The sequence below is a fragment of the Salmonella sp. SA14318 genome (genome assembly GCF_029866905.1).
In the GTDB taxonomy this organism is placed as follows: Bacteria; Pseudomonadota; Gammaproteobacteria; order Enterobacterales; family Enterobacteriaceae; genus Salmonella; species Salmonella enterica.
In genome coordinates this window covers 3,880,809-3,901,544 of record NZ_CP123282.1, presented here as the reverse complement: position 1 = coordinate 3,901,544, position 20,736 = coordinate 3,880,809, and the positions used below count along the sequence as shown (strand labels likewise).

Annotated in this window: 19 protein-coding genes and 1 other annotated feature; of the genes, 12 read left to right on the top strand and 7 right to left on the bottom strand. The window is 51.3% G+C overall.

Translation table 11 applies throughout. The annotated features are described in order from the left end of the window. The first annotated feature begins 57 nt into the window (after window positions 1–57). From QEN32_RS18615 to thrC, 5 genes are all read left to right on the top strand, one after another. Window positions 58–744, top strand: coding sequence for a tRNA/rRNA methyltransferase (locus QEN32_RS18615; protein ID WP_023232159.1), 687 nt, complete (start codon window positions 58–60; stop codon window positions 742–744). Between the two features lie 213 nt (window positions 745–957). Further along, a complete protein-coding gene (gene thrL / locus QEN32_RS18610; RefSeq protein WP_001575544.1) occupies window positions 958–1,023 on the top strand; it encodes a thr operon leader peptide in 66 nt (21 codons plus the stop codon). Beyond that, window positions 959–1,079 (top strand) — a sequence feature (Thr leader region). (Overlaps the previous gene by 65 nt.) A 25-nt stretch (window positions 1,080–1,104) precedes the next feature. Then, on the top strand, window positions 1,105–3,567 hold the full coding sequence (gene thrA / locus QEN32_RS18605) for a bifunctional aspartate kinase/homoserine dehydrogenase I (protein WP_001264677.1): 2,463 nt from the start codon (window positions 1,105–1,107) through the stop codon (window positions 3,565–3,567). A gap of 1 nt (window position 3,568) precedes the next feature. Continuing rightward, window positions 3,569–4,498 carry a homoserine kinase gene (thrB, locus tag QEN32_RS18600; protein ID WP_000241685.1) on the top strand — a complete coding sequence of 310 codons (930 nt, stop codon included), beginning with the start codon at window positions 3,569–3,571 and terminating at the stop codon, window positions 4,496–4,498. Window positions 4,499–4,501: 3 nt separating this feature from the next. Continuing rightward, window positions 4,502–5,788 (top strand): threonine synthase, encoded by a 1,287-nt coding sequence (thrC, locus tag QEN32_RS18595; protein WP_000781110.1) that lies wholly within the window; start codon window positions 4,502–4,504, stop codon window positions 5,786–5,788. A 92-nt stretch (window positions 5,789–5,880) separates the two neighbouring features. On the opposite strand, the gene yaaA is transcribed toward thrC, so the two are convergent. Further along, window positions 5,881–6,654: a peroxide stress protein YaaA gene (yaaA, locus tag QEN32_RS18590; RefSeq protein WP_000906175.1), complete on the bottom strand. Its 774-nt coding sequence runs from the start codon at window positions 6,652–6,654 to the stop codon at window positions 5,881–5,883. A gap of 78 nt (window positions 6,655–6,732) precedes the next feature. Further along, a complete protein-coding gene (locus QEN32_RS18585) occupies window positions 6,733–8,163 on the bottom strand; it encodes a sodium:alanine symporter family protein (protein WP_001113816.1) in 1,431 nt (476 codons plus the stop codon). A gap of 268 nt (window positions 8,164–8,431) precedes the next feature. On the opposite strand from QEN32_RS18585, the gene tal reads away from it, so the two are divergent. Continuing rightward, window positions 8,432–9,385: a transaldolase gene (gene tal / locus QEN32_RS18580; protein WP_000130175.1), complete on the top strand. Its 954-nt coding sequence runs from the start codon at window positions 8,432–8,434 to the stop codon at window positions 9,383–9,385. Between the two features lie 110 nt (window positions 9,386–9,495). After that, complete coding sequence (gene mog / locus QEN32_RS18575) at window positions 9,496–10,086, top strand: molybdopterin adenylyltransferase (RefSeq protein ID WP_000380373.1); 591 nt, start codon at window positions 9,496–9,498, stop codon at window positions 10,084–10,086. Between the two features lie 56 nt (window positions 10,087–10,142). On the opposite strand, the gene satP is transcribed toward mog, so the two are convergent. From satP to QEN32_RS18560, 3 genes are all read right to left on the bottom strand, one after another. Then, window positions 10,143–10,709 (bottom strand): acetate uptake transporter, encoded by a 567-nt coding sequence (satP, locus tag QEN32_RS18570; RefSeq protein WP_000528525.1) that lies wholly within the window; start codon window positions 10,707–10,709, stop codon window positions 10,143–10,145. Between the two features lie 149 nt (window positions 10,710–10,858). Then, a complete protein-coding gene (gene msyB / locus QEN32_RS18565; RefSeq protein ID WP_001103477.1) occupies window positions 10,859–11,572 on the bottom strand; it encodes an acidic protein MsyB in 714 nt (237 codons plus the stop codon). 35 nt (window positions 11,573–11,607) lie between these two features. Next, the gene (locus QEN32_RS18560) at window positions 11,608–12,012 is read right to left on the bottom strand and encodes a DUF2541 family protein (RefSeq protein WP_001258084.1); all 405 of its coding nucleotides are present in this window, start codon (window positions 12,010–12,012) and stop codon (window positions 11,608–11,610) included. Window positions 12,013–12,360: 348 nt separating this feature from the next. On the opposite strand from QEN32_RS18560, the gene dnaK reads away from it, so the two are divergent. The 4 genes from dnaK to QEN32_RS18540 all read left to right on the top strand — a co-directional run bounded on the left by dnaK (window position 12,361) and on the right by QEN32_RS18540 (window position 17,201). Further along, window positions 12,361–14,277 carry a molecular chaperone DnaK gene (gene dnaK, locus QEN32_RS18555; protein WP_000516126.1) on the top strand — a complete coding sequence of 639 codons (1,917 nt, stop codon included), beginning with the start codon at window positions 12,361–12,363 and terminating at the stop codon, window positions 14,275–14,277. An 85-nt stretch (window positions 14,278–14,362) separates the two neighbouring features. Then, on the top strand, window positions 14,363–15,502 hold the full coding sequence (gene dnaJ / locus QEN32_RS18550; RefSeq protein ID WP_001119009.1) for a molecular chaperone DnaJ: 1,140 nt from the start codon (window positions 14,363–14,365) through the stop codon (window positions 15,500–15,502). A gap of 280 nt (window positions 15,503–15,782) precedes the next feature. Continuing rightward, the gene (locus QEN32_RS18545; RefSeq protein WP_265322019.1) at window positions 15,783–16,730 is read left to right on the top strand and encodes a LysR family transcriptional regulator; all 948 of its coding nucleotides are present in this window, start codon (window positions 15,783–15,785) and stop codon (window positions 16,728–16,730) included. Window positions 16,731–16,856: 126 nt separating this feature from the next. Next, window positions 16,857–17,201, top strand: a complete 345-nt coding sequence (locus QEN32_RS18540) for a phage holin family protein (protein WP_000026889.1) — start codon at window positions 16,857–16,859, stop codon at window positions 17,199–17,201. Between the two features lie 60 nt (window positions 17,202–17,261). On the opposite strand, the gene QEN32_RS18535 is transcribed toward QEN32_RS18540, so the two are convergent. Both QEN32_RS18535 and QEN32_RS18530 read right to left on the bottom strand, forming a co-directional pair. Beyond that, the gene (locus QEN32_RS18535; protein WP_001068132.1) at window positions 17,262–17,795 is read right to left on the bottom strand and encodes a glycoside hydrolase family 108 protein; all 534 of its coding nucleotides are present in this window, start codon (window positions 17,793–17,795) and stop codon (window positions 17,262–17,264) included. A gap of 16 nt (window positions 17,796–17,811) precedes the next feature. Continuing rightward, a complete protein-coding gene (locus QEN32_RS18530; protein ID WP_000860681.1) occupies window positions 17,812–18,255 on the bottom strand; it encodes a transcriptional regulator in 444 nt (147 codons plus the stop codon). Between the two features lie 380 nt (window positions 18,256–18,635). Between QEN32_RS18530 and QEN32_RS18525 the strand changes: the two genes are divergently transcribed. Then, window positions 18,636–20,735 (top strand): glycosyl hydrolase family 18 protein, encoded by a 2,100-nt coding sequence (locus QEN32_RS18525; RefSeq protein ID WP_020898354.1) that lies wholly within the window; start codon window positions 18,636–18,638, stop codon window positions 20,733–20,735. Window position 20,736: the final 1 nt, after the last annotated feature.

Genomic DNA, 20,736 nt, shown 5'->3' with positions numbered 1-20,736 from the left:
TAATATGCTTACAAACGCCAGCTAATTTCCTGTAAATTAGTCAAAAAGAGTAATGAAATGCGTGTAACAATCGTTCTTGTCGCTCCCGCCAGAGCGGAAAATATCGGCGCAGCCGCCCGGGCTATGAAGACCATGGGATTTACTGACCTGCGTATTGTCGACAGCCAGGCGCACCTGGAGCCCGCCACCCGTTGGGTCGCACATGGATCTGGAGATATTATTGATAATATTGAGGTTTTCCACACCCTTGTCGACGCGCTCCACGATGTGGATTTTACCGTAGCGACGACAGCCCGCAGCCGGGCAAAATTTCATTACTACGCTTCGCCCGCTGAACTGGTTCCCTTATTACAGGAAAAATCACGCTGGATGCGTCATGCCGCGCTGGTTTTTGGCCGTGAGGATTCCGGTTTGACCAATGACGAGCTGGCGCTGGCGGATGTATTGACCGGCGTGCCGATGGTGGCGGATTACCCTTCGCTCAATCTGGGTCAGGCGGTCATGGTGTATTGCTATCAATTAGCAGGTTTAATGCAACAGACCACTGAATCCGTTGATATTGCTGATGAATCGCAGTTACAGGCGTTACGCGCGCGCCTTTTACGCCTGCTAACGACTCTGGAGGCGGCCGATGACCACAAATTAACCGACTGGCTACAACAGCGAATCGGCCTGCTGGGACAGCGAGATACGGTAATGTTGCACCGTTTGGTCCATGATATTGAAAAAAAACTAACAAAATAACGTGCTGTAATTTTTAAAATAATAAGAGATTACGTCTGGTTGCAAGAGATCATAACAGGGGGAATTGGTTGAAAATAAATATATCGCCAGCAGCACATGAACAAGTTTCGGAATGTGATCAATTTAAAAATTTATTGACTTAGGCGGGCAGATACTTTAACCAATATAGGAATACAAGACAGACAAATAAAAATGACAGAGTACACAACATCCATGAACCGCATCAGCACCACCACCATTACCACCATCACCATTACCACAGGTAACGGTGCGGGCTGACGCGTACAGGAAACACAGAAAAAAGCCCGCACCTGAACAGTGCGGGCTTTTTTTTCGACCAGAGATCACGAGGTAACAACCATGCGAGTGTTGAAGTTCGGCGGTACATCAGTGGCAAATGCAGAACGTTTTCTGCGTGTTGCCGATATTCTGGAAAGCAATGCCAGGCAAGGGCAGGTAGCGACCGTACTTTCCGCCCCCGCGAAAATTACCAACCATCTGGTGGCGATGATTGAAAAAACTATCGGCGGCCAGGATGCTTTGCCGAATATCAGCGATGCCGAACGTATTTTTTCCGACCTGCTCGCAGGACTTGCCAGCGCGCAGCCGGGATTCCCGCTTGCACGGTTGAAAATGGTTGTCGAACAAGAATTCGCTCAGATCAAACATGTTTTGCATGGTATCAGCCTGCTGGGTCAGTGCCCGGATAGCATCAACGCCGCGCTGATTTGCCGTGGCGAAAAAATGTCGATCGCGATTATGGCGGGACTCCTGGAGGCGCGTGGACATCGCGTCACGGTGATCGATCCGGTAGAAAAATTGCTGGCGGTGGGCCATTACCTTGAATCTACCGTCGATATCGCGGAATCGACTCGCCGTATCGCCGCCAGCCAGATCCCGGCCGATCACATGATCCTGATGGCGGGCTTTACCGCCGGTAATGAAAAGGGTGAACTGGTGGTGCTGGGCCGTAATGGTTCCGACTATTCCGCCGCCGTGCTGGCCGCCTGTTTACGCGCTGACTGCTGTGAAATCTGGACTGACGTCGATGGCGTGTATACCTGTGACCCGCGCCAGGTGCCGGACGCCAGGCTGCTGAAATCGATGTCCTACCAGGAAGCGATGGAACTCTCTTACTTCGGCGCCAAAGTCCTTCACCCTCGCACCATAACGCCTATCGCCCAGTTCCAGATCCCCTGTCTGATTAAAAATACCGGCAATCCGCAGGCACCAGGAACGCTGATCGGCGCGTCCAGCGACGATGATAATCTGCCGGTCAAAGGGATCTCTAACCTTAACAACATGGCGATGTTTAGCGTCTCCGGCCCTGGAATGAAAGGGATGATTGGGATGGCGGCGCGTGTTTTCGCCGCCATGTCTCGCGCCGGGATCTCGGTGGTGCTCATTACCCAGTCCTCCTCTGAGTACAGCATCAGCTTCTGTGTGCCGCAGAGTGACTGCGCGCGTGCCCGCCGTGCGATGCAGGATGAGTTCTATCTGGAGCTGAAAGAGGGGCTGCTGGAGCCGCTGGCGGTTACGGAGCGGTTGGCGATTATCTCTGTTGTCGGCGACGGTATGCGCACGCTACGCGGCATTTCAGCGAAATTCTTCGCCGCGCTGGCGCGGGCTAATATCAATATCGTGGCGATCGCTCAGGGATCTTCTGAGCGTTCCATTTCTGTGGTGGTGAATAACGACGATGCCACCACCGGCGTGCGGGTAACGCACCAGATGCTGTTCAATACCGATCAGGTGATTGAAGTGTTTGTCATTGGCGTCGGCGGCGTCGGCGGCGCGCTACTGGAACAGCTTAAACGTCAGCAAACCTGGCTGAAGAACAAGCACATCGATCTACGCGTGTGCGGCGTGGCGAACTCAAAGGCGTTGCTAACCAATGTGCATGGCCTGAATCTGGACAACTGGCAGGCGGAACTGGCGCAAGCGAACGCGCCGTTCAATCTGGGACGCTTAATTCGCCTGGTGAAAGAATATCATCTACTCAATCCGGTGATTGTTGATTGTACCTCCAGTCAGGCGGTGGCCGACCAGTATGCCGACTTCCTGCGTGAAGGGTTCCATGTGGTGACGCCGAACAAGAAAGCGAACACCTCGTCGATGGACTACTACCATCAGCTACGTTTCGCCGCCGCACAATCACGGCGCAAATTCTTGTATGACACCAACGTCGGCGCCGGTTTGCCGGTAATCGAAAACCTGCAAAACCTGCTGAATGCGGGTGATGAACTGCAAAAATTTTCCGGCATTCTTTCCGGGTCGCTCTCTTTTATTTTCGGTAAACTGGAAGAGGGGATGAGTCTCTCACAGGCGACCGCGCTGGCGCGCGAGATGGGCTATACCGAACCCGATCCGCGCGACGATCTTTCCGGTATGGATGTGGCGCGGAAACTGTTGATCCTCGCCCGCGAGACGGGCCGCGAGCTGGAGCTTTCCGATATTGTGATTGAACCGGTGTTGCCGGACGAGTTTGACGCCTCCGGCGATGTGACCGCCTTTATGGCGCATCTGCCGCAGCTTGACGACGCGTTTGCCGCCCGTGTGGCAAAAGCTCGTGATGAAGGTAAGGTATTGCGCTATGTGGGCAATATCGAAGAGGATGGCGTGTGCCGCGTGAAGATTGCCGAAGTTGATGGTAACGATCCGCTCTTCAAAGTGAAAAACGGTGAAAACGCGCTGGCGTTCTACAGCCACTATTATCAGCCCTTGCCGTTGGTGCTGCGCGGCTACGGCGCAGGCAATGATGTGACGGCGGCGGGCGTGTTTGCCGATCTGTTACGGACCCTCTCATGGAAGTTAGGAGTTTAACATGGTGAAAGTGTATGCCCCGGCTTCCAGCGCGAACATGAGCGTCGGTTTCGACGTGTTGGGCGCAGCCGTCACACCCGTTGACGGCACGTTGCTGGGCGATGTGGTATCCGTTGAAGCAGCGGACCATTTCCGTCTGCATAACCTGGGGCGATTTGCCGATAAACTGCCGCCGGAGCCGCGTGAAAATATTGTTTATCAGTGCTGGGAACGTTTTTGCCAGGCATTGGGGAAAACCATCCCGGTGGCGATGACGCTGGAAAAAAATATGCCGATTGGTTCCGGGTTAGGGTCCAGCGCCTGTTCCGTCGTCGCCGCGCTGGTCGCGATGAATGAGCACTGCGGCAAACCGTTAAACGACACGCGTCTGTTGGCGCTGATGGGCGAGCTGGAAGGCCGTATCTCCGGCAGCATCCATTACGATAACGTCGCGCCGTGCTTTCTTGGCGGTATGCAGTTGATGATTGAAGAAAACGGCATTATTAGTCAGCAGGTGCCGGGCTTTGATGAGTGGCTATGGGTACTGGCTTATCCGGGCATTAAAGTTTCCACCGCAGAAGCACGGGCCATTTTGCCTGCGCAGTATCGCCGTCAGGATTGCATTGCGCATGGACGGCATCTGGCCGGTTTTATTCACGCCTGTTACTCGCGGCAGCCGCAGCTTGCCGCCGCGCTGATGAAAGATGTTATTGCCGAACCATACCGCGCGCGTTTACTGCCGGGCTTTAGCCAGGCGCGGCAGGCGGTATCGGAGATCGGCGCGCTGGCGAGCGGGATTTCCGGATCGGGGCCGACGCTGTTTGCGCTATGCGATAAACCGGAGACGGCGCAGCGCGTCGCGGACTGGCTGAGCAAACATTATCTGCAAAATCAGGAAGGCTTCGTTCATATTTGCCGGCTGGATACGGCGGGCGCACGAGTAGTGGGATAATCAATGAAACTCTATAATCTGAAAGACCATAATGAGCAGGTCAGCTTTGCGCAGGCCGTCACGCAAGGACTGGGCAAACAGCAGGGACTTTTTTTTCCGCACGAACTGCCGGAGTTTAGCCTGACGGAAATTGATGAGATGCTCAACCAGGACTTTGTCAGCCGTAGCGCAAAGATCCTCTCGGCATTTATTGGCGATGAAATACCGCAGCAAATTCTGGAGGAGCGCGTCCGCGCGGCGTTTGCGTTCCCGGCGCCGGTAGCGCAGGTAGAAAGCGATGTCGGCTGCCTGGAGCTGTTCCATGGTCCGACGCTGGCCTTTAAAGACTTCGGCGGGCGTTTTATGGCGCAAATGCTGACGCATATCAGCGGCGACAAACCGGTGACGATTCTGACCGCAACGTCAGGCGATACCGGCGCGGCGGTGGCTCACGCGTTCTATGGCCTGGAAAATGTGCGGGTCGTCATTCTCTACCCGCGCGGTAAAATCAGTCCGTTGCAGGAAAAACTGTTCTGTACGCTGGGCGGCAACATTGAAACCGTGGCGATCGACGGCGATTTCGACGCTTGCCAGGCGCTGGTGAAACAGGCATTTGATGACGAAGAACTGAAAACGGCGCTGGGGCTGAATTCGGCTAATTCGATTAATATCAGCCGCCTGTTGGCGCAAATTTGCTACTACTTTGAAGCCGTGGCGCAACTGCCGCAGGGGGCGCGTAACCAACTGGTGATCTCCGTCCCCAGCGGCAACTTTGGCGATTTGACGGCAGGGCTGCTGGCGAAGTCGTTAGGCCTACCGGTGAAACGTTTTATCGCCGCCACCAACGTCAACGACACGGTGCCGCGTTTTCTGCATGACGGAAAGTGGGCGCCGAAAGCGACGCAGGCGACCCTGTCGAATGCGATGGATGTCAGCCAGCCGAATAACTGGCCGCGCGTGGAGGAGCTATTCCGCCGTAAAATCTGGCGCCTGACTGAGCTGGGCTATGCGGCGGTGGATGATACTACGACACAACAGACGATGCGCGAGCTGAAAGCGAAAGGTTATATCTCGGAACCTCATGCGGCGGTAGCGTATCGGGCATTACGCGACCAGTTAAACCCTGGCGAGTATGGCTTGTTTCTCGGAACGGCGCATCCGGCGAAGTTTAAAGAAAGCGTGGAGTCCATTCTGGGAGAAACTCTGGCCTTGCCTGAAGCGCTCGCCGAACGCGCCGACCTGCCGCTGCTTTCACATCATCTGCCTGCGGATTTTGCCGCCCTGCGTAAGCTGATGATGACCCGCCAATAACCATAGGCCCGGTGGCGCTGTCGCTTACCGGGCCTATGGGGTGGTGTCGATTTGTAGGCCGGATAAGGCGTAACCGCCATCCGGCGATGCCGTTACTGCTCGTAGCGTTTAAAGACCAGCTCGTCTTGTGTGGAGGTTTCTTCATCAAAGAAATACCCTTCACGGTCAAACGCGGTGAGCTGTTCCGGCTTCGTTAAGCGGTTTTCAATAATAAAACGGCTCATCAGTCCGCGCGCTTTTTTGGCGTAGAAGCTTACCACCTTAAACTTGCCGTTTTTCTCATCAAGGAACACGGGCTTAATCAGTTCGGCATTCAGTTTCTTCGGCTTCACCGATTTAAAATATTCCTCAGAGGCCAGATTCACCACCACCCGATCGCCCTGCGCCTCAAGCGCTTCGTTGAGCTTATCGGTAATGATATCGCCCCAGAATTGATAAAGATCTTTGCCGCGCGGATTCTCCAGGCGAATCCCCATCTCCAGACGATAAGGCTGCATTAAATCCAGCGGGCGCAATACGCCATACAAGCCAGAGAGCATACGCAGATGTTGTTGAGCAAAATCAAAATCCGCGTCGTTGAACGTTTCCGCCTGTAGACCGGTATAAACATCGCCTTTGAACGCCAGAATCGCCTGGCGTGCATTATCCGGCGTAAAATGAGGCTGCCAGTCATGAAAACGCGTGGCGTTGAGATCCGCCAGTTTGTCGCTAATTCCCATCAGCCTGGAAATTTGCGGCGCCGAAAGCTGGCGGGCCTGTTGAATAAGCTGCTGGCTGTGATCCAACAGCTCCGGCTGGGTATAGCGGGTCGTGGCCAGCGGGCTTTGATAATCAAGCGTTTTTGCAGGTGAAATCAGAATCAGCATATCCAGTCCTTGCAGGGAATTTTCTGCGACTTTAGCAAAAAAACGCCGCAGAGTTGACCGATGGTTGTGATTGTCGGCTTAATCGCGCGATGCCGCATCCCAGGTATCTGGCGCCAGTTGTGGTTCGATATCCGGGAAGCGCCGCGGATCGAACTGCGGTCTTACGCCCAGTTTCCGTTGTCGCAGATAATCGCCGGCGAGGGTATACACCACCGGTGAGAGCAACAAAATCGCCGTCAGATTGGTAATGGCCATACAGGCCATGATCATGTCAGCGAGCTGCCATATCAGCGGAAAACTGATAAGCGTACCGGCGATAACCATGCCAAGCGTCGCAAGGCGTAATAGCCAGATAGCCTTTGCGTTATGTAACCGCAGAAAAAACAGATTGTTTTCGGCGTAAATATAGTTGGCGACGATAGAACTGAACGCGAACAGAATGACGATAAGCGCGACAAAACTGGCGCCCCATTCACCGGTCAACGAAACCATTGCATGTTGGAGAAGCTGAATGCCTTCTGTTGACGAGTGGGACGCGTGATTCCCCGCCAGCAGGATAATCATCGCGCTGGCGGTACAGATGATAATGGTGTCGCTGAATACGCCAATCATTTGCACAATCCCCTGCGCGACAGGGTGAGGGGGATACGACGTTGCCGCTGCGGCCGCATTAGGCGTTGACCCCATTCCCGCTTCATTAGAGAACATCCCACGCTGAAAACCGCTGGTAATAGCCTGAGTGAGCGTATATCCGGCTGCGCCTGCCGCGGCTTCCTGCCAGCCAAATGCGCTTTTGACTATCGAGGCGATAACGCCAGGCATTTGCTCAATATGCCAGAGGCAAATGAACACGCTGCCGGCGACCCACAATAACGCGATGAGGGGAATCAGCCATTGCATCAGGCGGGCGACGCCTTTTATGCCGCGAATGATAATTAACAGGGCACAGAACGCCAGAGCAATGCCGGAGATAAGCGGCGGAATGTTGAAGGCGAAATGGAGCGCGCGTGAGACGGCATTCGCCTGCACGCTATTAAAAATCAACCCGTAGGCGACGAGCAGAAAGAGGGCGAAAACCACGCCCATCCAGCGCATTCCCAGCCCGCGCGCCATATACCACGCCGGGCCGCCGCGGAACTGGCCTGTCGGGTCACGTTCTTTATAAAGCTGGGCAAGCGAACACTCGGCGAAGGAGGTCGCCATGCCAATGATGGCCGAGACCCACATCCAGAATACCGCGCCGGGACCGCCTGCGGCGATAGCCAGCGCCACGCCGGCCAGATTACCGCTGCCAATCCGCGCCGCGAGGCTGGTACACAGCGCCTGAAATGACGTCAGGCCGCCTGGCTGCGGGCTAAGGCTGCCTTTCAGACTGCGGCTAAATTGGCGAATATAACGAAATTGAATGAATCCGGTACGCCAGGTAAACCAACATCCTGCGCCGAGCAGCAGGTAAATCATTACCGAGCCCCAGAGTATTTCGTTAATAAAACTGAAAAACTCAGGCATTAACGTCCCTCTTGTTGATGCCGGCACGCTTTGATGATCCTGTATAAGCGTGACCCATGATGTAGATGACCTTGTCAGACTAATATTAACGGCAGTTTACCATAAATACGGCGGTATCCTTTAATTGCGCATCAACCGTCGGCAGATACGCAAACAGTGCACAAGGGCAGCCAGGTGCATGTAGGCGGTTGCGCTGTGAGTGCGTCGTGTTATCATCAGGGTAGACCGGTTACATCCCCTAACAAGCTGTTTAAAGAGAAACTCTATCATGACGGACAAATTGACCTCCCTTCGTCAGTTCACCACCGTAGTGGCTGATACCGGAGATATCGCGGCAATGAAGCTGTACCAGCCGCAGGATGCTACAACTAACCCTTCTCTCATTCTTAACGCAGCGCAAATCCCGGAATATCGTAAGCTGATTGACGATGCTGTCGCCTGGGCGAAACAGCAGAGCAGCGACCGCGCGCAGCAGGTTGTTGACGCGACCGATAAGCTGGCGGTGAATATTGGCCTGGAAATCCTGAAGCTGGTGCCGGGGCGTATTTCTACCGAAGTTGACGCGCGTCTGTCTTATGACACTGAAGCGTCTATCGCCAAAGCAAAACGTATCATTAAACTCTACAATGATGCGGGGATCAGCAACGATCGTATCCTGATCAAGCTGGCGTCCACCTGGCAGGGCATTCGCGCAGCCGAACAGCTGGAAAAAGAAGGCATCAACTGTAACCTGACGCTGCTGTTCTCCTTCGCGCAGGCGCGTGCGTGCGCCGAAGCGGGCGTCTACCTGATCTCGCCGTTCGTAGGTCGTATTCTTGACTGGTATAAAGCCAATACCGACAAGAAAGACTATGCGCCAGCTGAAGATCCGGGCGTGGTTTCCGTAACGGAAATCTACGAGTACTACAAACAGCATGGTTACGAAACCGTCGTTATGGGCGCAAGCTTCCGTAACGTAGGCGAAATTCTGGAGCTGGCGGGCTGCGACCGTCTGACTATCGCACCGGCATTGCTGAAAGAACTGGCGGAAAGCGAAGGGGCGATTGAGCGTAAGCTCTCTTTCTCCGGCGAAGTCAAAGCGCGCCCGGAACGCATTACCGAAGCCGAGTTCCTGTGGCAGCATCACCAGGACCCCATGGCGGTGGACAAACTGGCGGATGGTATCCGTAAGTTTGCGGTAGACCAGGAAAAACTGGAAAAAATGATCGGCGATCTGCTGTAATCATTAACGCGTGGCCCTGATATGGGTCACGCTACCTCTTCTGAAACCTGTCTGTCCTTCCCTTCGCAGTGTATCATTCTGTTTAACGAGACTGTTTAAACGGAATAATCATGGATACCTTACGTATTGGCTTAGTTTCTATCTCCGACCGCGCTTCAAGCGGCGTTTACCAGGATAAAGGCATTCCTGCGCTTGAGGAGTGGCTCGCTTCTGCGCTGACCACGCCTTTCGAGGTCCAGCGGCGCTTAATTCCTGATGAACAGGAAATTATCGAGCAAACGTTGTGTGAACTGGTTGATGAGATGAGCTGTCATCTGGTGCTGACCACTGGCGGTACCGGTCCGGCGCGTCGCGACGTCACGCCGGACGCGACCCTTGCCATCGCCGACCGTGAAATGCCAGGTTTTGGCGAACAGATGCGCCAGATCAGCCTGCGCTTTGTGCCGACCGCCATTCTTTCCCGCCAGGTGGGCGTTATCCGTAAACAGGCGTTAATTCTTAATCTGCCTGGACAGCCAAAATCGATCAAAGAAACGCTGGAAGGCGTAAAAGCGGATGATGGCAGCGTTAGCGTGCCGGGCATTTTTGCGAGCGTGCCGTATTGCATACAGCTGCTTGACGGGCCGTATGTCGAAACCGCGCCGGAAGTGGTTGCCGCTTTCCGTCCGAAGAGCGCCAGACGTGAGAATATGTCGTCCTGACCGGAAAATACTGATAGTAGGGTTATTCCTCCCGGTGCGGGAGGAATAAAAGAGATTTAGTGCGCCTCGCCGATTGGCAGAATAGTGCGGCCAAATTGCTCGTTTAGCACTTCACCCATCGCCAGATAAATAGCGCTGGCGCCACAAACCAGACCAACCCAGCCTGCGATATGGATAATGGCTTCGTTGCCGGTGATATTGCCGACCGCCAGCAGAGCGAACAGTACGGTCAGGCTCAGGAAAACAAATTGCAGCGCGCGGGCGGCTTTCAGCGTACCGAAGAACATAAACAGCGTGAACACGCCCCACAGACCTAAATAAGCGCCGAGTAGCTGAGCGTCAGGCGCATCCGTCAGGCCCATTTTCGGCATCAGCAGGATAGCGACCAGCGTCAGCCAGAACGAACCGTAAGAGGTAAAGGCCGTTAAACCAAAGGTATTGCCTTTTTTATACTCCAGCAGACCGGCAAAAATTTGCGCGATACCGCCGTAGAAAATCCCCATCGCCAGAATAATACCGTCCAGGGCGAAAAAACCGGCATTGTGCAGGTTAAGCAGAATGGTGGTCATGCCGAAGCCCATCAGGCCCAGCGGTGCCGGATTAGCCAACTTAGTGTTGCCCATAATTCCTCAAAATCATCATAATTGAATGGTGAAATAGTTTCCCAGAATAACGAGTTCCGTATTCGGGGCGCGGCATAATAATCAGGGGGAAGAGGACTGTCTATGATCTAATAAGGGGGAAAAGAAAATATTTCCCCCTGTGAGGGCATTCACGCCTGAACGGCTGCCATCATTCGTCGCAGGCAGGCTATTTGCAACACCGCCGGAATAGTCACGCGATACGCGCTGCCGCTCATCGCTTTGACGCCGTTTAACGCCGCGCCGACCGGGCCGCCAAGACCTGCGCCGCGCAGCAATCCGTGGCCCAGGATGCTCATTGCGGCATGGGTACGCAAAATGCGGGTAAGCTGGGTGGAAAGCAGGTGGGAGACCCCTTTTGCCAGACTGCGATCTTTCATGAGCAGCGGCAGCAGTTCTTCCAGTTCAGAAACTTTGGCGTCTACGGCTTGCAGAAATTCCTGCTTATGCGCCGCGTCCATCTTCTGCCAGGTATGACGTAAAAAATGCTCCAGTAGTTGCTGTTCTATTTCAAACGTCGACATGCTTTTATCTGCTTTGAGTTTTAGCCGTTTTGCGACATCCAGCAGAATCGCGCGGTACTGTTTTCCGTGTCCGCGCAATTTGTTGGCGATACTGTCGCCGCCGTAATGCTGAAACTCGCCGGCAATGAGCTGCCAGTTACGGCGGTGTTGCTCTGGGTGACCTTCCATCGCTTTGAACAGCTCGTTATGACTAAGGACGCTCGACAAGCGAGCTTTGCCCTTTTCGTTATGCGTCAGCAAACGGGCGAAATCGGCGAGTTGTTCTTCGCTACAATGCTGAAGAAAGTCTAAATCCTCGTCGTGTAAATAGGTGACGTTCATTTTCAGTCTGGCTTTTGGAATAGAAATAACAGCGATTAATCGTCGCCAATGACTTTAAGTCTCGCCATATCGGAAGAATTTACCGTATGACCTGAGAAGGTAATCTTTGATACGCAGCGTTTGTTGTCGTTATCGCTATTAATATTGATCCAGCCTGTCGTCTGGCCCTCTTTGATTGAGGAAGGGACGTTCAGGCTTTGGCTGGCGCTACGCGCAGTTTTAAAATAGACGGATGCGCCGCTAAGTTCGATGTCGCCGTGATCCGCCGTGAGTTGAATGCGCTTCACGATGCGGCAGACGGGAATTTTCAGCGCGAGATCGTTCGTTTCATTTCTGGGCATGGCAATAACACCCAGTATTTTATGGTCGTTCGCGTGCGCGACGCTACTTAACGCCAGGCCGAAAAGCAGGCCGGCGGAAATCGTTAACACAGATCGCATGGAATTTCTCTTTGACGGGTTCAATAAGCAATTACCGTCTATCATACTCTGCTCATGACAACGATTCAGTTTTGTAATCTTTTCTTTTTATTACAATTTTTCTGTGAATAGTATTCGTTGTTTAATTTATTTCATGAATATTTATCTGTCTGGTTTTCCATCGCGCCCTCTCGTCACTAAAAAATTTTTTCATCTCCCCCTTGATGACGTGGGTTACGACCCCATCTTGTAGTCAACCGCAGTGGTGAGTCTGAAAAAAAACGATTCAGGGTAGTTGAAACCGCACGTTTCGCCCTTATTACAGATTCACAACCACATGATGACCGAATTTTTAGTGGAGACGTTTAGATGGGTAAAATTATTGGTATCGACCTGGGTACTACCAACTCTTGTGTAGCGATTATGGATGGAACGCAGGCACGCGTGCTGGAGAACGCCGAGGGCGATCGCACTACGCCTTCTATCATTGCTTATACCCAGGATGGTGAAACTCTGGTTGGTCAGCCGGCTAAACGTCAGGCAGTGACAAACCCGCAAAACACCCTGTTTGCGATTAAACGCCTGATTGGCCGCCGCTTCCAGGACGAAGAAGTTCAACGTGACGTTTCTATCATGCCGTACAAAATCATCGGCGCCGACAATGGCGACGCATGGCTTGATGTGAAAGGTCAGAAAATGGCGCCGCCGCAGATTTCTGCCGAAGTGCTGAAGAAAATGAAGAAAACGGCTGAAGATTATCTGGGCGAACCGGTAACTGAAGCGGTTATCACCGTACCGGCTTACTTTAACGATGCGCAGCGTCAGGCTACCAAAGACGCTGGTCGTATCGCGGGGCTGGAAGTTAAACGTATCATCAACGAACCGACTGCCGCAGCGCTGGCTTACGGTCTGGATAAAGAAGTCGGCAACCGTACTATCGCGGTTTACGACCTCGGTGGTGGTACTTTCGATATCTCTATTATCGAAATCGACGAAGTTGATGGCGAAAAAACCTTTGAAGTTCTGGCAACCAACGGTGATACCCACCTGGGTGGTGAAGACTTCGATACCCGCCTGATCAACTACCTCGTTGACGAGTTTAAGAAAGATCAGGGCATTGACCTGCGTAACGATCCGCTGGCCATGCAGCGCCTGAAAGAAGCCGCAGAAAAAGCCAAAATCGAGCTGTCTTCTGCGCAGCAGACCGACGTGAACCTGCCGTACATTACCGCAGATGCTACCGGTCCGAAACACATGAACATCAAAGTGACTCGTGCGAAACTGGAAAGCCTGGTTGAAGATCTGGTGAACCGTTCTATCGAGCCGCTGAAAGTCGCACTGCAGGACGCTGGCCTGTCCGTGTCTGATATCAACGACGTGATCCTCGTCGGCGGTCAGACCCGTATGCCAATGGTGCAGAAAAAAGTTGCTGAGTTCTTTGGTAAAGAGCCGCGTAAAGACGTTAACCCGGACGAAGCTGTGGCTATCGGCGCAGCGGTACAGGGCGGCGTATTGACCGGTGATGTGAAAGACGTACTGCTGCTGGACGTTACCCCGCTGTCTCTGGGTATCGAAACGATGGGTGGCGTGATGACTCCGCTTATCACCAAAAACACCACCATCCCGACCAAGCACAGCCAGGTGTTCTCTACTGCGGAAGACAACCAGTCTGCGGTAACCATCCATGTGCTGCAGGGTGAGCGTAAACGTGCGTCTGATAACAAATCTCTGGGTCAGTTCAACCTGGATGGCATCAACCCGGCGCCGCGCGGTATGCCGCAGATCGAAGTCACCTTCGATATCGATGCTGACGGTATCCTGCACGTCTCCGCGAAAGATAAAAACAGCGGCAAAGAGCAGAAGATCACTATCAAGGCGTCTTCTGGTCTGAACGAGGAAGAAATTCAGAAAATGGTTCGCGATGCAGAAGCGAACGCTGAATCCGACCGTAAGTTTGAAGAGCTGGTTCAGACCCGTAACCAGGGCGACCATCTGCTGCACAGCACCCGTAAGCAGGTTGAAGAAGCAGGCGATAAACTGCCGGCTGATGACAAAACCGCTATCGAGTCTGCGCTGAGCGCGCTGGAAACTGCCCTGAAAGGCGAAGATAAAGCCGCTATCGAAGCGAAAATGCAGGAACTGGCGCAGGTTTCCCAGAAACTGATGGAAATCGCTCAGCAGCAACATGCGCAGCAGCAGGCTGGCTCCGCTGACGCTTCTGCAAACAACGCGAAAGATGACGACGTTGTCGACGCTGAGTTTGAAGAAGTAAAAGATAAAAAATAATCGCCCTTTGAACGGGTAATTACTGGCACGGGCGAAGAGGTTTCCTCTCCGCCCGTGCATGCATGTTAAGGGCAGATAAAAAGAGATGGCGAAAAGAGATTACTACGAGATTTTAGGCGTTTCCAAAACAGCGGAAGAGCGTGAAATCAAAAAGGCGTATAAGCGCCTGGCCATGAAATATCATCCGGACCGCAATCAGGGTGATAAAGAGGCCGAAGCTAAATTTAAAGAGATTAAAGAAGCCTATGAAGTGCTGACCGATGCGCAAAAACGCGCAGCCTACGATCAGTATGGTCACGCCGCGTTTGAACAAGGCGGTATGGGCGGCGGATTTGGCGGCGGCTTTAATGGCGGCGCTGATTTCAGTGATATCTTTGGTGACGTTTTTGGCGATATCTTTGGCGGCGGGCGTGGTCGCCAACGTGCGGCGCGTGGGGCTGATTTGCGTTATAACATGGATCTCACCCTGGAAGAAGCGGTGCGTGGCGTGACCAAAGAGATCCGTATTCCGACGCTGGAGGAGTGCGACGTTTGCCACGGCAGCGGCGCGAAAGCTGGCACGCAACCGCAAACCTGTCCGACCTGTCATGGTTCTGGTCAGGTACAGATGCGCCAGGGATTCTTTGCTGTACAGCAGACCTGCCCACACTGTCAGGGACGCGGTACGCTGATCAAAGATCCGTGCCATAAATGTCACGGTCATGGGCGTGTTGAAAAGAGTAAAACTCTGTCCGTTAAAATCCCGGCGGGCGTGGATACCGGCGATCGTATTCGTCTGGCAGGCGAGGGCGAAGCGGGCGAGCATGGCGCACCGGCAGGCGACTTGTACGTTCAGGTCCAGGTGAAACAACACCCTATTTTCGAGCGTGAAGGCAATAATCTTTATTGCGAAGTGCCGATCAACTTTGCGATGGCGGCGCTGGGCGGTGAAATTGAAGTGCCGACGTTAGATGGTCGCGTGATGCTGAAAGTACCGAGCGAAACACAAACGGGCAAGCTGTTCCGTATGCGCGGCAAAGGCGTGAAGTCCGTACGCGGTGGCGCGCAGGGCGATTTGCTGTGCCGTGTGGTGGTTGAAACGCCGGTCGGTCTGAGCGAAAAACAGAAGCAATTGCTAAAAGATCTTCAGGAAAGTTTTGGCGGCCCGACGGGAGAGAAAAACAGCCCGCGTTCAAAAAGCTTCTTTGACGGCGTGAAAAAATTCTTTGACGATTTGACTCGCTAATCTTTTTCCCGTTGTATTTTTCTTCAGCCCGGGTGTATATCCGGGCTTTTTTCTGCCTGTACGCGCCCAGGCCTCTGTTAAACGCATCGTATCCTCTCATTTGTTGATATTTTGTTTTTACTGATAAACAAATTGATGTTAATCAGCAGTTTTGTATACGCTTATTCTTTAAAAAAACGTGATGTGATGACATTAATGATTGCTTTTTTAGATGCTGTGAATTGATTTATCTTGAGTATTATCTATATTGCTTTTTTTAGTTTCCGGAGGCAGACAGCGAATGGGATCGAAAGGTGCCAACAAGAATTTTGATTATAATTTAATCAAAATTCTTGACGCTGTTATTTTGTCAGGAAATGCGGCTATGGCGGCAAAAAAGTTAGGCATTACACCGGCTGCCGTTTCTCTGGCGTTAAAGCGCCTGCAGAGTTATTACCCGGAAGAGCTGTTTAGCAGAGGGAAAGGCGGGCTCATCCCCACAGCTAAGGCTGTCGACATTCACCAAAATTTCAGTCAGGTGATGAAACTGGTGGATGACACCTTTCTCTGTAATAGCAAAAAAGATGAAGCGTTCCAGATAACGTTATTAGGCAGTGATATTGTTGAAAGCTATTATCTTTCTCAACTCTATAACAGCGATATATTTGACCGTATTTTGATAAATCATTTCACTGTCAGAAATATGAGTCGGGAGCATATCAGCGAACTTCTGTTTACTGCGCAAGGCGATCTGTTGATTAGTGCCGAACCTTTGCTGGAGTCCGGCATAGAGAATCAAATTATTGATAGTTTTAAATCATTTGTTTGTATCTGTAGCAGTAAACACATGCTGAGTACCCTCTCACAACTGTCGCTACATCATTTTTATTCTTCGCGTCATGCGTTATATCAGCCGGGGATGGGGGCTTCAGTGATATATCATGATAGTGAATTATTTAAGGATGAGCTTTACTATACTGGCAGGCGTATTGTCGGCTATCGCAGTGATTCGCTTAACGGTTTGATGAGCATGATCGAACGAACCTCATTGATTGCATTGATGCCTTTGAAATTAGCGCTTTTTTATAAAAATCATCGTAAATATGACATTAAGTTTATTCAGCCTCCGCCCGAACTGGCTTTGAAGTCAGTTCAGGTCTATGCATCCTGGAATAAAAATAGTAGAAATATATCGACGATTAATGAGATGGTAAGTATGTTACAAACGCTTTCCTCCTTCCGTCGCTAATACACCTCATTTTTACGCTTTGATTTAATATGGTTTTAAATGATGTGCTTTGATTTTTACCCTTCTGACAGGGCGCTTACACTCCTTGTGTTAATTATTCATTTATAATGATTTCGGAGTGTTAAAATGTCTATTCCCAACCATGTGTCGACAACGGAAGTTGTGCTATTGGAGCTAGAGATCTTACTCACTATTATTTCGATTGGCGCGTGGGGAGGCTTTGTCAGCTATCTTTTACGCAAAGATAAGACAGAATATAATAGTTCTCATGAAAGTATTAAATATTGCTTAACGCAGATCGTGATTTCCTGCTTCACCAGTTTCTTGTTAAGCGCGATTGCGATCGAAAAAGAATGCAGTTTCAACATTGTTCTGTTGGCGGCAGGCTTAGGCGGTGTTTTCGCGAGTCCGATCTTAAAAATTCTTGGGCGGCGGATTAAAAAAATTATCGAAGGAAATAATTCAGATTAATTATCATTCGCAGTATCAGGCTCATCCGTGAGCCTTTTACGCGTCTTTTTTCAGCCGGGTCTAGGTCACTCTATTCTTGATCCAGCCATAAATAAATTGTTCGTTATTGTGGTTTTTCTCAGCAACGTTTAAGTAGTACGTGCCCTGACTGCAATTGAGGGCTTTCACCAAAACGGCTTCCCCTTCCTGGCCTCGCCAGGCCAAATAATGTTCGAGAGCGGCAAGCGTCCGCGGGCCAATATTGCCATCCACATGAATATCCGGGTAGCGTTTACCTTCGTGATTAAAGACGTTCAACCAGCGTTGCAGCCACGCGCTGGGGTGGTAAGCGCCTATGTTGACTGCCGCATCGCACAGCTCGAAGGAGACAGGCCACGATAGCGTCGAGATGACGTCAAAGCCTGGTTTTATCCAGTAATCCTCTTCGAGAATCGCGTAGGCTTCAGCGTGGGTCAGATCCCGCATATCGCCAGCATAGCCATGCGCTCGCGCCGTGGCTTCGGTAATGCCCCAATGGGTGGCGCCGCCTTTATCTTTAGGGTTAAATACGTAACCGCCTTCAAGCGCAATAATTCCATCTATAATTGGATTCATCTTCCCTTTCCTTCGCTTAGTGAATATGCAGATACATGAGAGAACCTAACGTTACTGAAAATACGGTCGTCAGGGCGGCGATGGTTTGCCGTACAATCTGTTTTTTTCTTCCCTTTGTTTCGCTATCCGTCGCGATAATGGCGATATCACTATTCACTTTGAGACCTTGTCTTGGAATGGTAATAAAAAGATCGTTAATACCAAGCGCTTTAAGGTCACGTCTGATTAAATAGAGAATCTGCGTTAGATTTGCATCATTAACATAGTGGCTTCGACTTCCCCATAACGCAGTGGTTATTTTTTGTCGCTCGATAATCTCCAGATGAGCATTCTCGATGATGAAACTGAGGCATTTGGCTCTCATCGCAGTCATTTTAATAACCTGTGAATTTGAGACCGTCCTCAGTTCATATTTACCTTCATTGTAAATGCAGTTGCTATTAATGATATAAGTTTTCATAACGTCTTCCTTTAGAAATGTACATCCTGGTTGTCTGTGGTGACTATATTGTATGAGAAATGTCTTAATCCAATAAATGTCACTGGTTTTATTGTATTGTCATTGTCTATAGCGAGTGTAATCACATTATTTCATTGAAATTAAATGATATTTAATTACATGATAAATGATATTTACTATGCTCTCACCAGAACGGAGTAAGCGGGCGCTGAGAGGTGTTGTTTTCTCTTCGATAGACGGTGTTGTTAACCTCATTTTTATGATTTTTATATCATCTAAAAAGATGATGTTTTGTGATTAGCTATTTTTTATGCCTGTAACGATTATGGACCCCGCAGAACGAGCTGCGACAATTTTGAAACGTAAAAGGAAATTTGAAAATGGCTACAAGCAAACTGATTCAAGGCGATACAATTACTGAAACTACTCATGCAGCGAATGGTTTTGACCCTGCAACAAGCGATGATAAAATAAGCTATACTTCCGCTCGTGTTGCGAAACCGGTATACAATAAATATAAAAATTCCACGACTAAACCGAAGGTATTCGGTTATTACACCGACTGGTCACAGTATGACAGCCGTCTGCAAGGCAATATGTCCCAACCAGGCCGTGGTTATGATTTAACCAACGTTTCACCGACGGCTTATGACAAACTGATTTTCGGCTTTGTTGGCATCACCGGTTTCAGAAAAATTGATAAAGAAGACCGCGATGTCGTAGCAGAAGCGGCAGCACAGTGCGGCAAAGTGAAATATGAGCCGACCTTCCTCGATCCGTGGGGCGATTTCCAGTCTTATATCAACCTGGGTTTTGAAACCAGCGGCTGGGATGTTGATCCGAAAACCGTGACCCAGGCTAACGCCAAAGGTATGCTGGGCGCGCTGCGTGATATGCAGGCAAAAGCGAAAGCCGCAGGTCACACGCTGGCGCTCTCCATGAGTATCGGCGGCTGGAGCATGAGTAACGGGTTCCACGAAACCGCCGCTTCTGACTCTTCTCGTAAAATCTTCGCCAAAGGCGTGGTGAAACTGTTCAAACAGTTCCCGATGTTCAGCGAAGTGGATATTGACTGGGAATACCCGAACAATGAAGGGGCGGGCAACCCGTTTGGTCCGGAAGATGGCGCTAACTACGCGCTGCTGATTGCCGAACTGCGTAAACAGCTGGATTCTGCTGGTCTGAGCAATGTGAAGATCTCTATTGCCGCTTCTGCTGTCACTACTATTTTTGACTATGCGAAAGTAAAAGATCTGATGGCTGCTGGCCTGTATGGTATCAACCTGATGACCTATGACTTCTTCGGTACGCCGTGGGCGGAAACGCTGGGCCACCACACCAACCGCAAAGCGCTGGAAGAGGGCGGCTGGGCTGTCGAAACCATCGTTGATCACCTGCTGGCGGAAGGTTTCTCTGCTGACCGTATCAACATCGGTTATGCCGGCTATACCCGTAACGCTCGTCAGGTAGAAATTGAATCCCTGTCGCCGCTGAAAGGTTCTTACAACCCAGGTTCAGGCCCTACTACCGGTTCCTTCGAATCCGGCACCAGCGAATGGTATGACGTCATTTATAGCTACCTGGATCTGGAAAACCAGAAAGGCCGTAACGGTTTCAACGTTTACACCGACCAGGTCGCTGATGCTGACTACCTGTATAGCCCGGAATCCAAACTGTTTTTATCCCTGGATACGCCGCGTACTGTCAAAGCAAAAGGCGAATATGCAGCGAAACTGGGCCTGGGCGGCGTGTTTACCTGGACTATCGATCAGGACAACGGCGTGCTGGTTAACGCCGTGCGTGAAGGTCTGGGTTATGAAATCGAATCTGAAGTTATCGATATGGAACCGTTCTACTTTGAAGGTATCAATGTAGAAAAAGATGAAGAGCAGAGCGACAGCGACGACGCGCAGAAGGTCAACCACGCGCCGAAAGCGGCGATTGAACTGCTGGTCGTAGGCGGATCTACTGTACAACTGTCTGGCGCAGGTTCTTCTGATGAAGATAACGATGAGCTGTCCTTTAGCTGGGGCGTGCCTTCTCAAATCACTGTGGCAGACAAAACGGCTGAAATCATTGAGGTTGTGGTACCGGAAGTTAGCGAAAAAACAGCCTTCCAGTTCACCCTGTTTGTACGCGACTGCTACAACGAACCGTCCTCTCAGCAGCGCTTTGTTCTGACGGCTGTGCCTGCGCTATCTCAGGTTCAACCGGAACCGGAAGAGGAAGAAGAGATTATCGTTCCTGTACCGGACGAGGAGGAAGATACCACGCCGGCTGAGGATGATACGCCAGCAGATGACAAAACGTCACCTTACGCGCAGTGGGATGCTTCTACCGTTTATGGCGCAAACTGGGGTTCTTTCGAAATCGTTAGCTGGAAAGGCCATAACTATCAGGTGAAATGGTGGTCTATGGGCGACCAGCCTGACCTGAACTGCGGTGTCGGCGGTGCATGGACCGATCTTGGCGCTTACTAAT

What these genes read in the sequence shown, in the direction of transcription:
- QEN32_RS18615 (WP_023232159.1), top strand. Translation starts at nt 58, where the DNA reads ATGCGTGTAACAATCGTTCTTGTCGCTCCCGCCAGAGCGGAAAATATC.
- thrA (WP_001264677.1), top strand. Translation starts at nt 1,105, where the DNA reads ATGCGAGTGTTGAAGTTCGGCGGTACATCAGTGGCAAATGCAGAACGT.
- thrB (WP_000241685.1), top strand. Translation starts at nt 3,569, where the DNA reads ATGGTGAAAGTGTATGCCCCGGCTTCCAGCGCGAACATGAGCGTCGGT.
- thrC (WP_000781110.1), top strand. Translation starts at nt 4,502, where the DNA reads ATGAAACTCTATAATCTGAAAGACCATAATGAGCAGGTCAGCTTTGCG.
- yaaA (WP_000906175.1), bottom strand. Translation starts at nt 6,654, where the DNA reads ATGCTGATTCTGATTTCACCTGCAAAAACGCTTGATTATCAAAGCCCG.
- QEN32_RS18585 (WP_001113816.1), bottom strand. Translation starts at nt 8,163, where the DNA reads ATGCCTGAGTTTTTCAGTTTTATTAACGAAATACTCTGGGGCTCGGTA.
- tal (WP_000130175.1), top strand. Translation starts at nt 8,432, where the DNA reads ATGACGGACAAATTGACCTCCCTTCGTCAGTTCACCACCGTAGTGGCT.
- mog (WP_000380373.1), top strand. Translation starts at nt 9,496, where the DNA reads ATGGATACCTTACGTATTGGCTTAGTTTCTATCTCCGACCGCGCTTCA.
- satP (WP_000528525.1), bottom strand. Translation starts at nt 10,709, where the DNA reads ATGGGCAACACTAAGTTGGCTAATCCGGCACCGCTGGGCCTGATGGGC.
- msyB (WP_001103477.1), bottom strand. Translation starts at nt 11,572, where the DNA reads ATGAACGTCACCTATTTACACGACGAGGATTTAGACTTTCTTCAGCAT.
- QEN32_RS18560 (WP_001258084.1), bottom strand. Translation starts at nt 12,012, where the DNA reads ATGCGATCTGTGTTAACGATTTCCGCCGGCCTGCTTTTCGGCCTGGCG.
- dnaK (WP_000516126.1), top strand. Translation starts at nt 12,361, where the DNA reads ATGGGTAAAATTATTGGTATCGACCTGGGTACTACCAACTCTTGTGTA.
- dnaJ (WP_001119009.1), top strand. Translation starts at nt 14,363, where the DNA reads ATGGCGAAAAGAGATTACTACGAGATTTTAGGCGTTTCCAAAACAGCG.
- QEN32_RS18545 (WP_265322019.1), top strand. Translation starts at nt 15,783, where the DNA reads ATGGGATCGAAAGGTGCCAACAAGAATTTTGATTATAATTTAATCAAA.
- QEN32_RS18540 (WP_000026889.1), top strand. Translation starts at nt 16,857, where the DNA reads ATGTCTATTCCCAACCATGTGTCGACAACGGAAGTTGTGCTATTGGAG.
- QEN32_RS18535 (WP_001068132.1), bottom strand. Translation starts at nt 17,795, where the DNA reads ATGAATCCAATTATAGATGGAATTATTGCGCTTGAAGGCGGTTACGTA.
- QEN32_RS18530 (WP_000860681.1), bottom strand. Translation starts at nt 18,255, where the DNA reads ATGAAAACTTATATCATTAATAGCAACTGCATTTACAATGAAGGTAAA.
- QEN32_RS18525 (WP_020898354.1), top strand. Translation starts at nt 18,636, where the DNA reads ATGGCTACAAGCAAACTGATTCAAGGCGATACAATTACTGAAACTACT.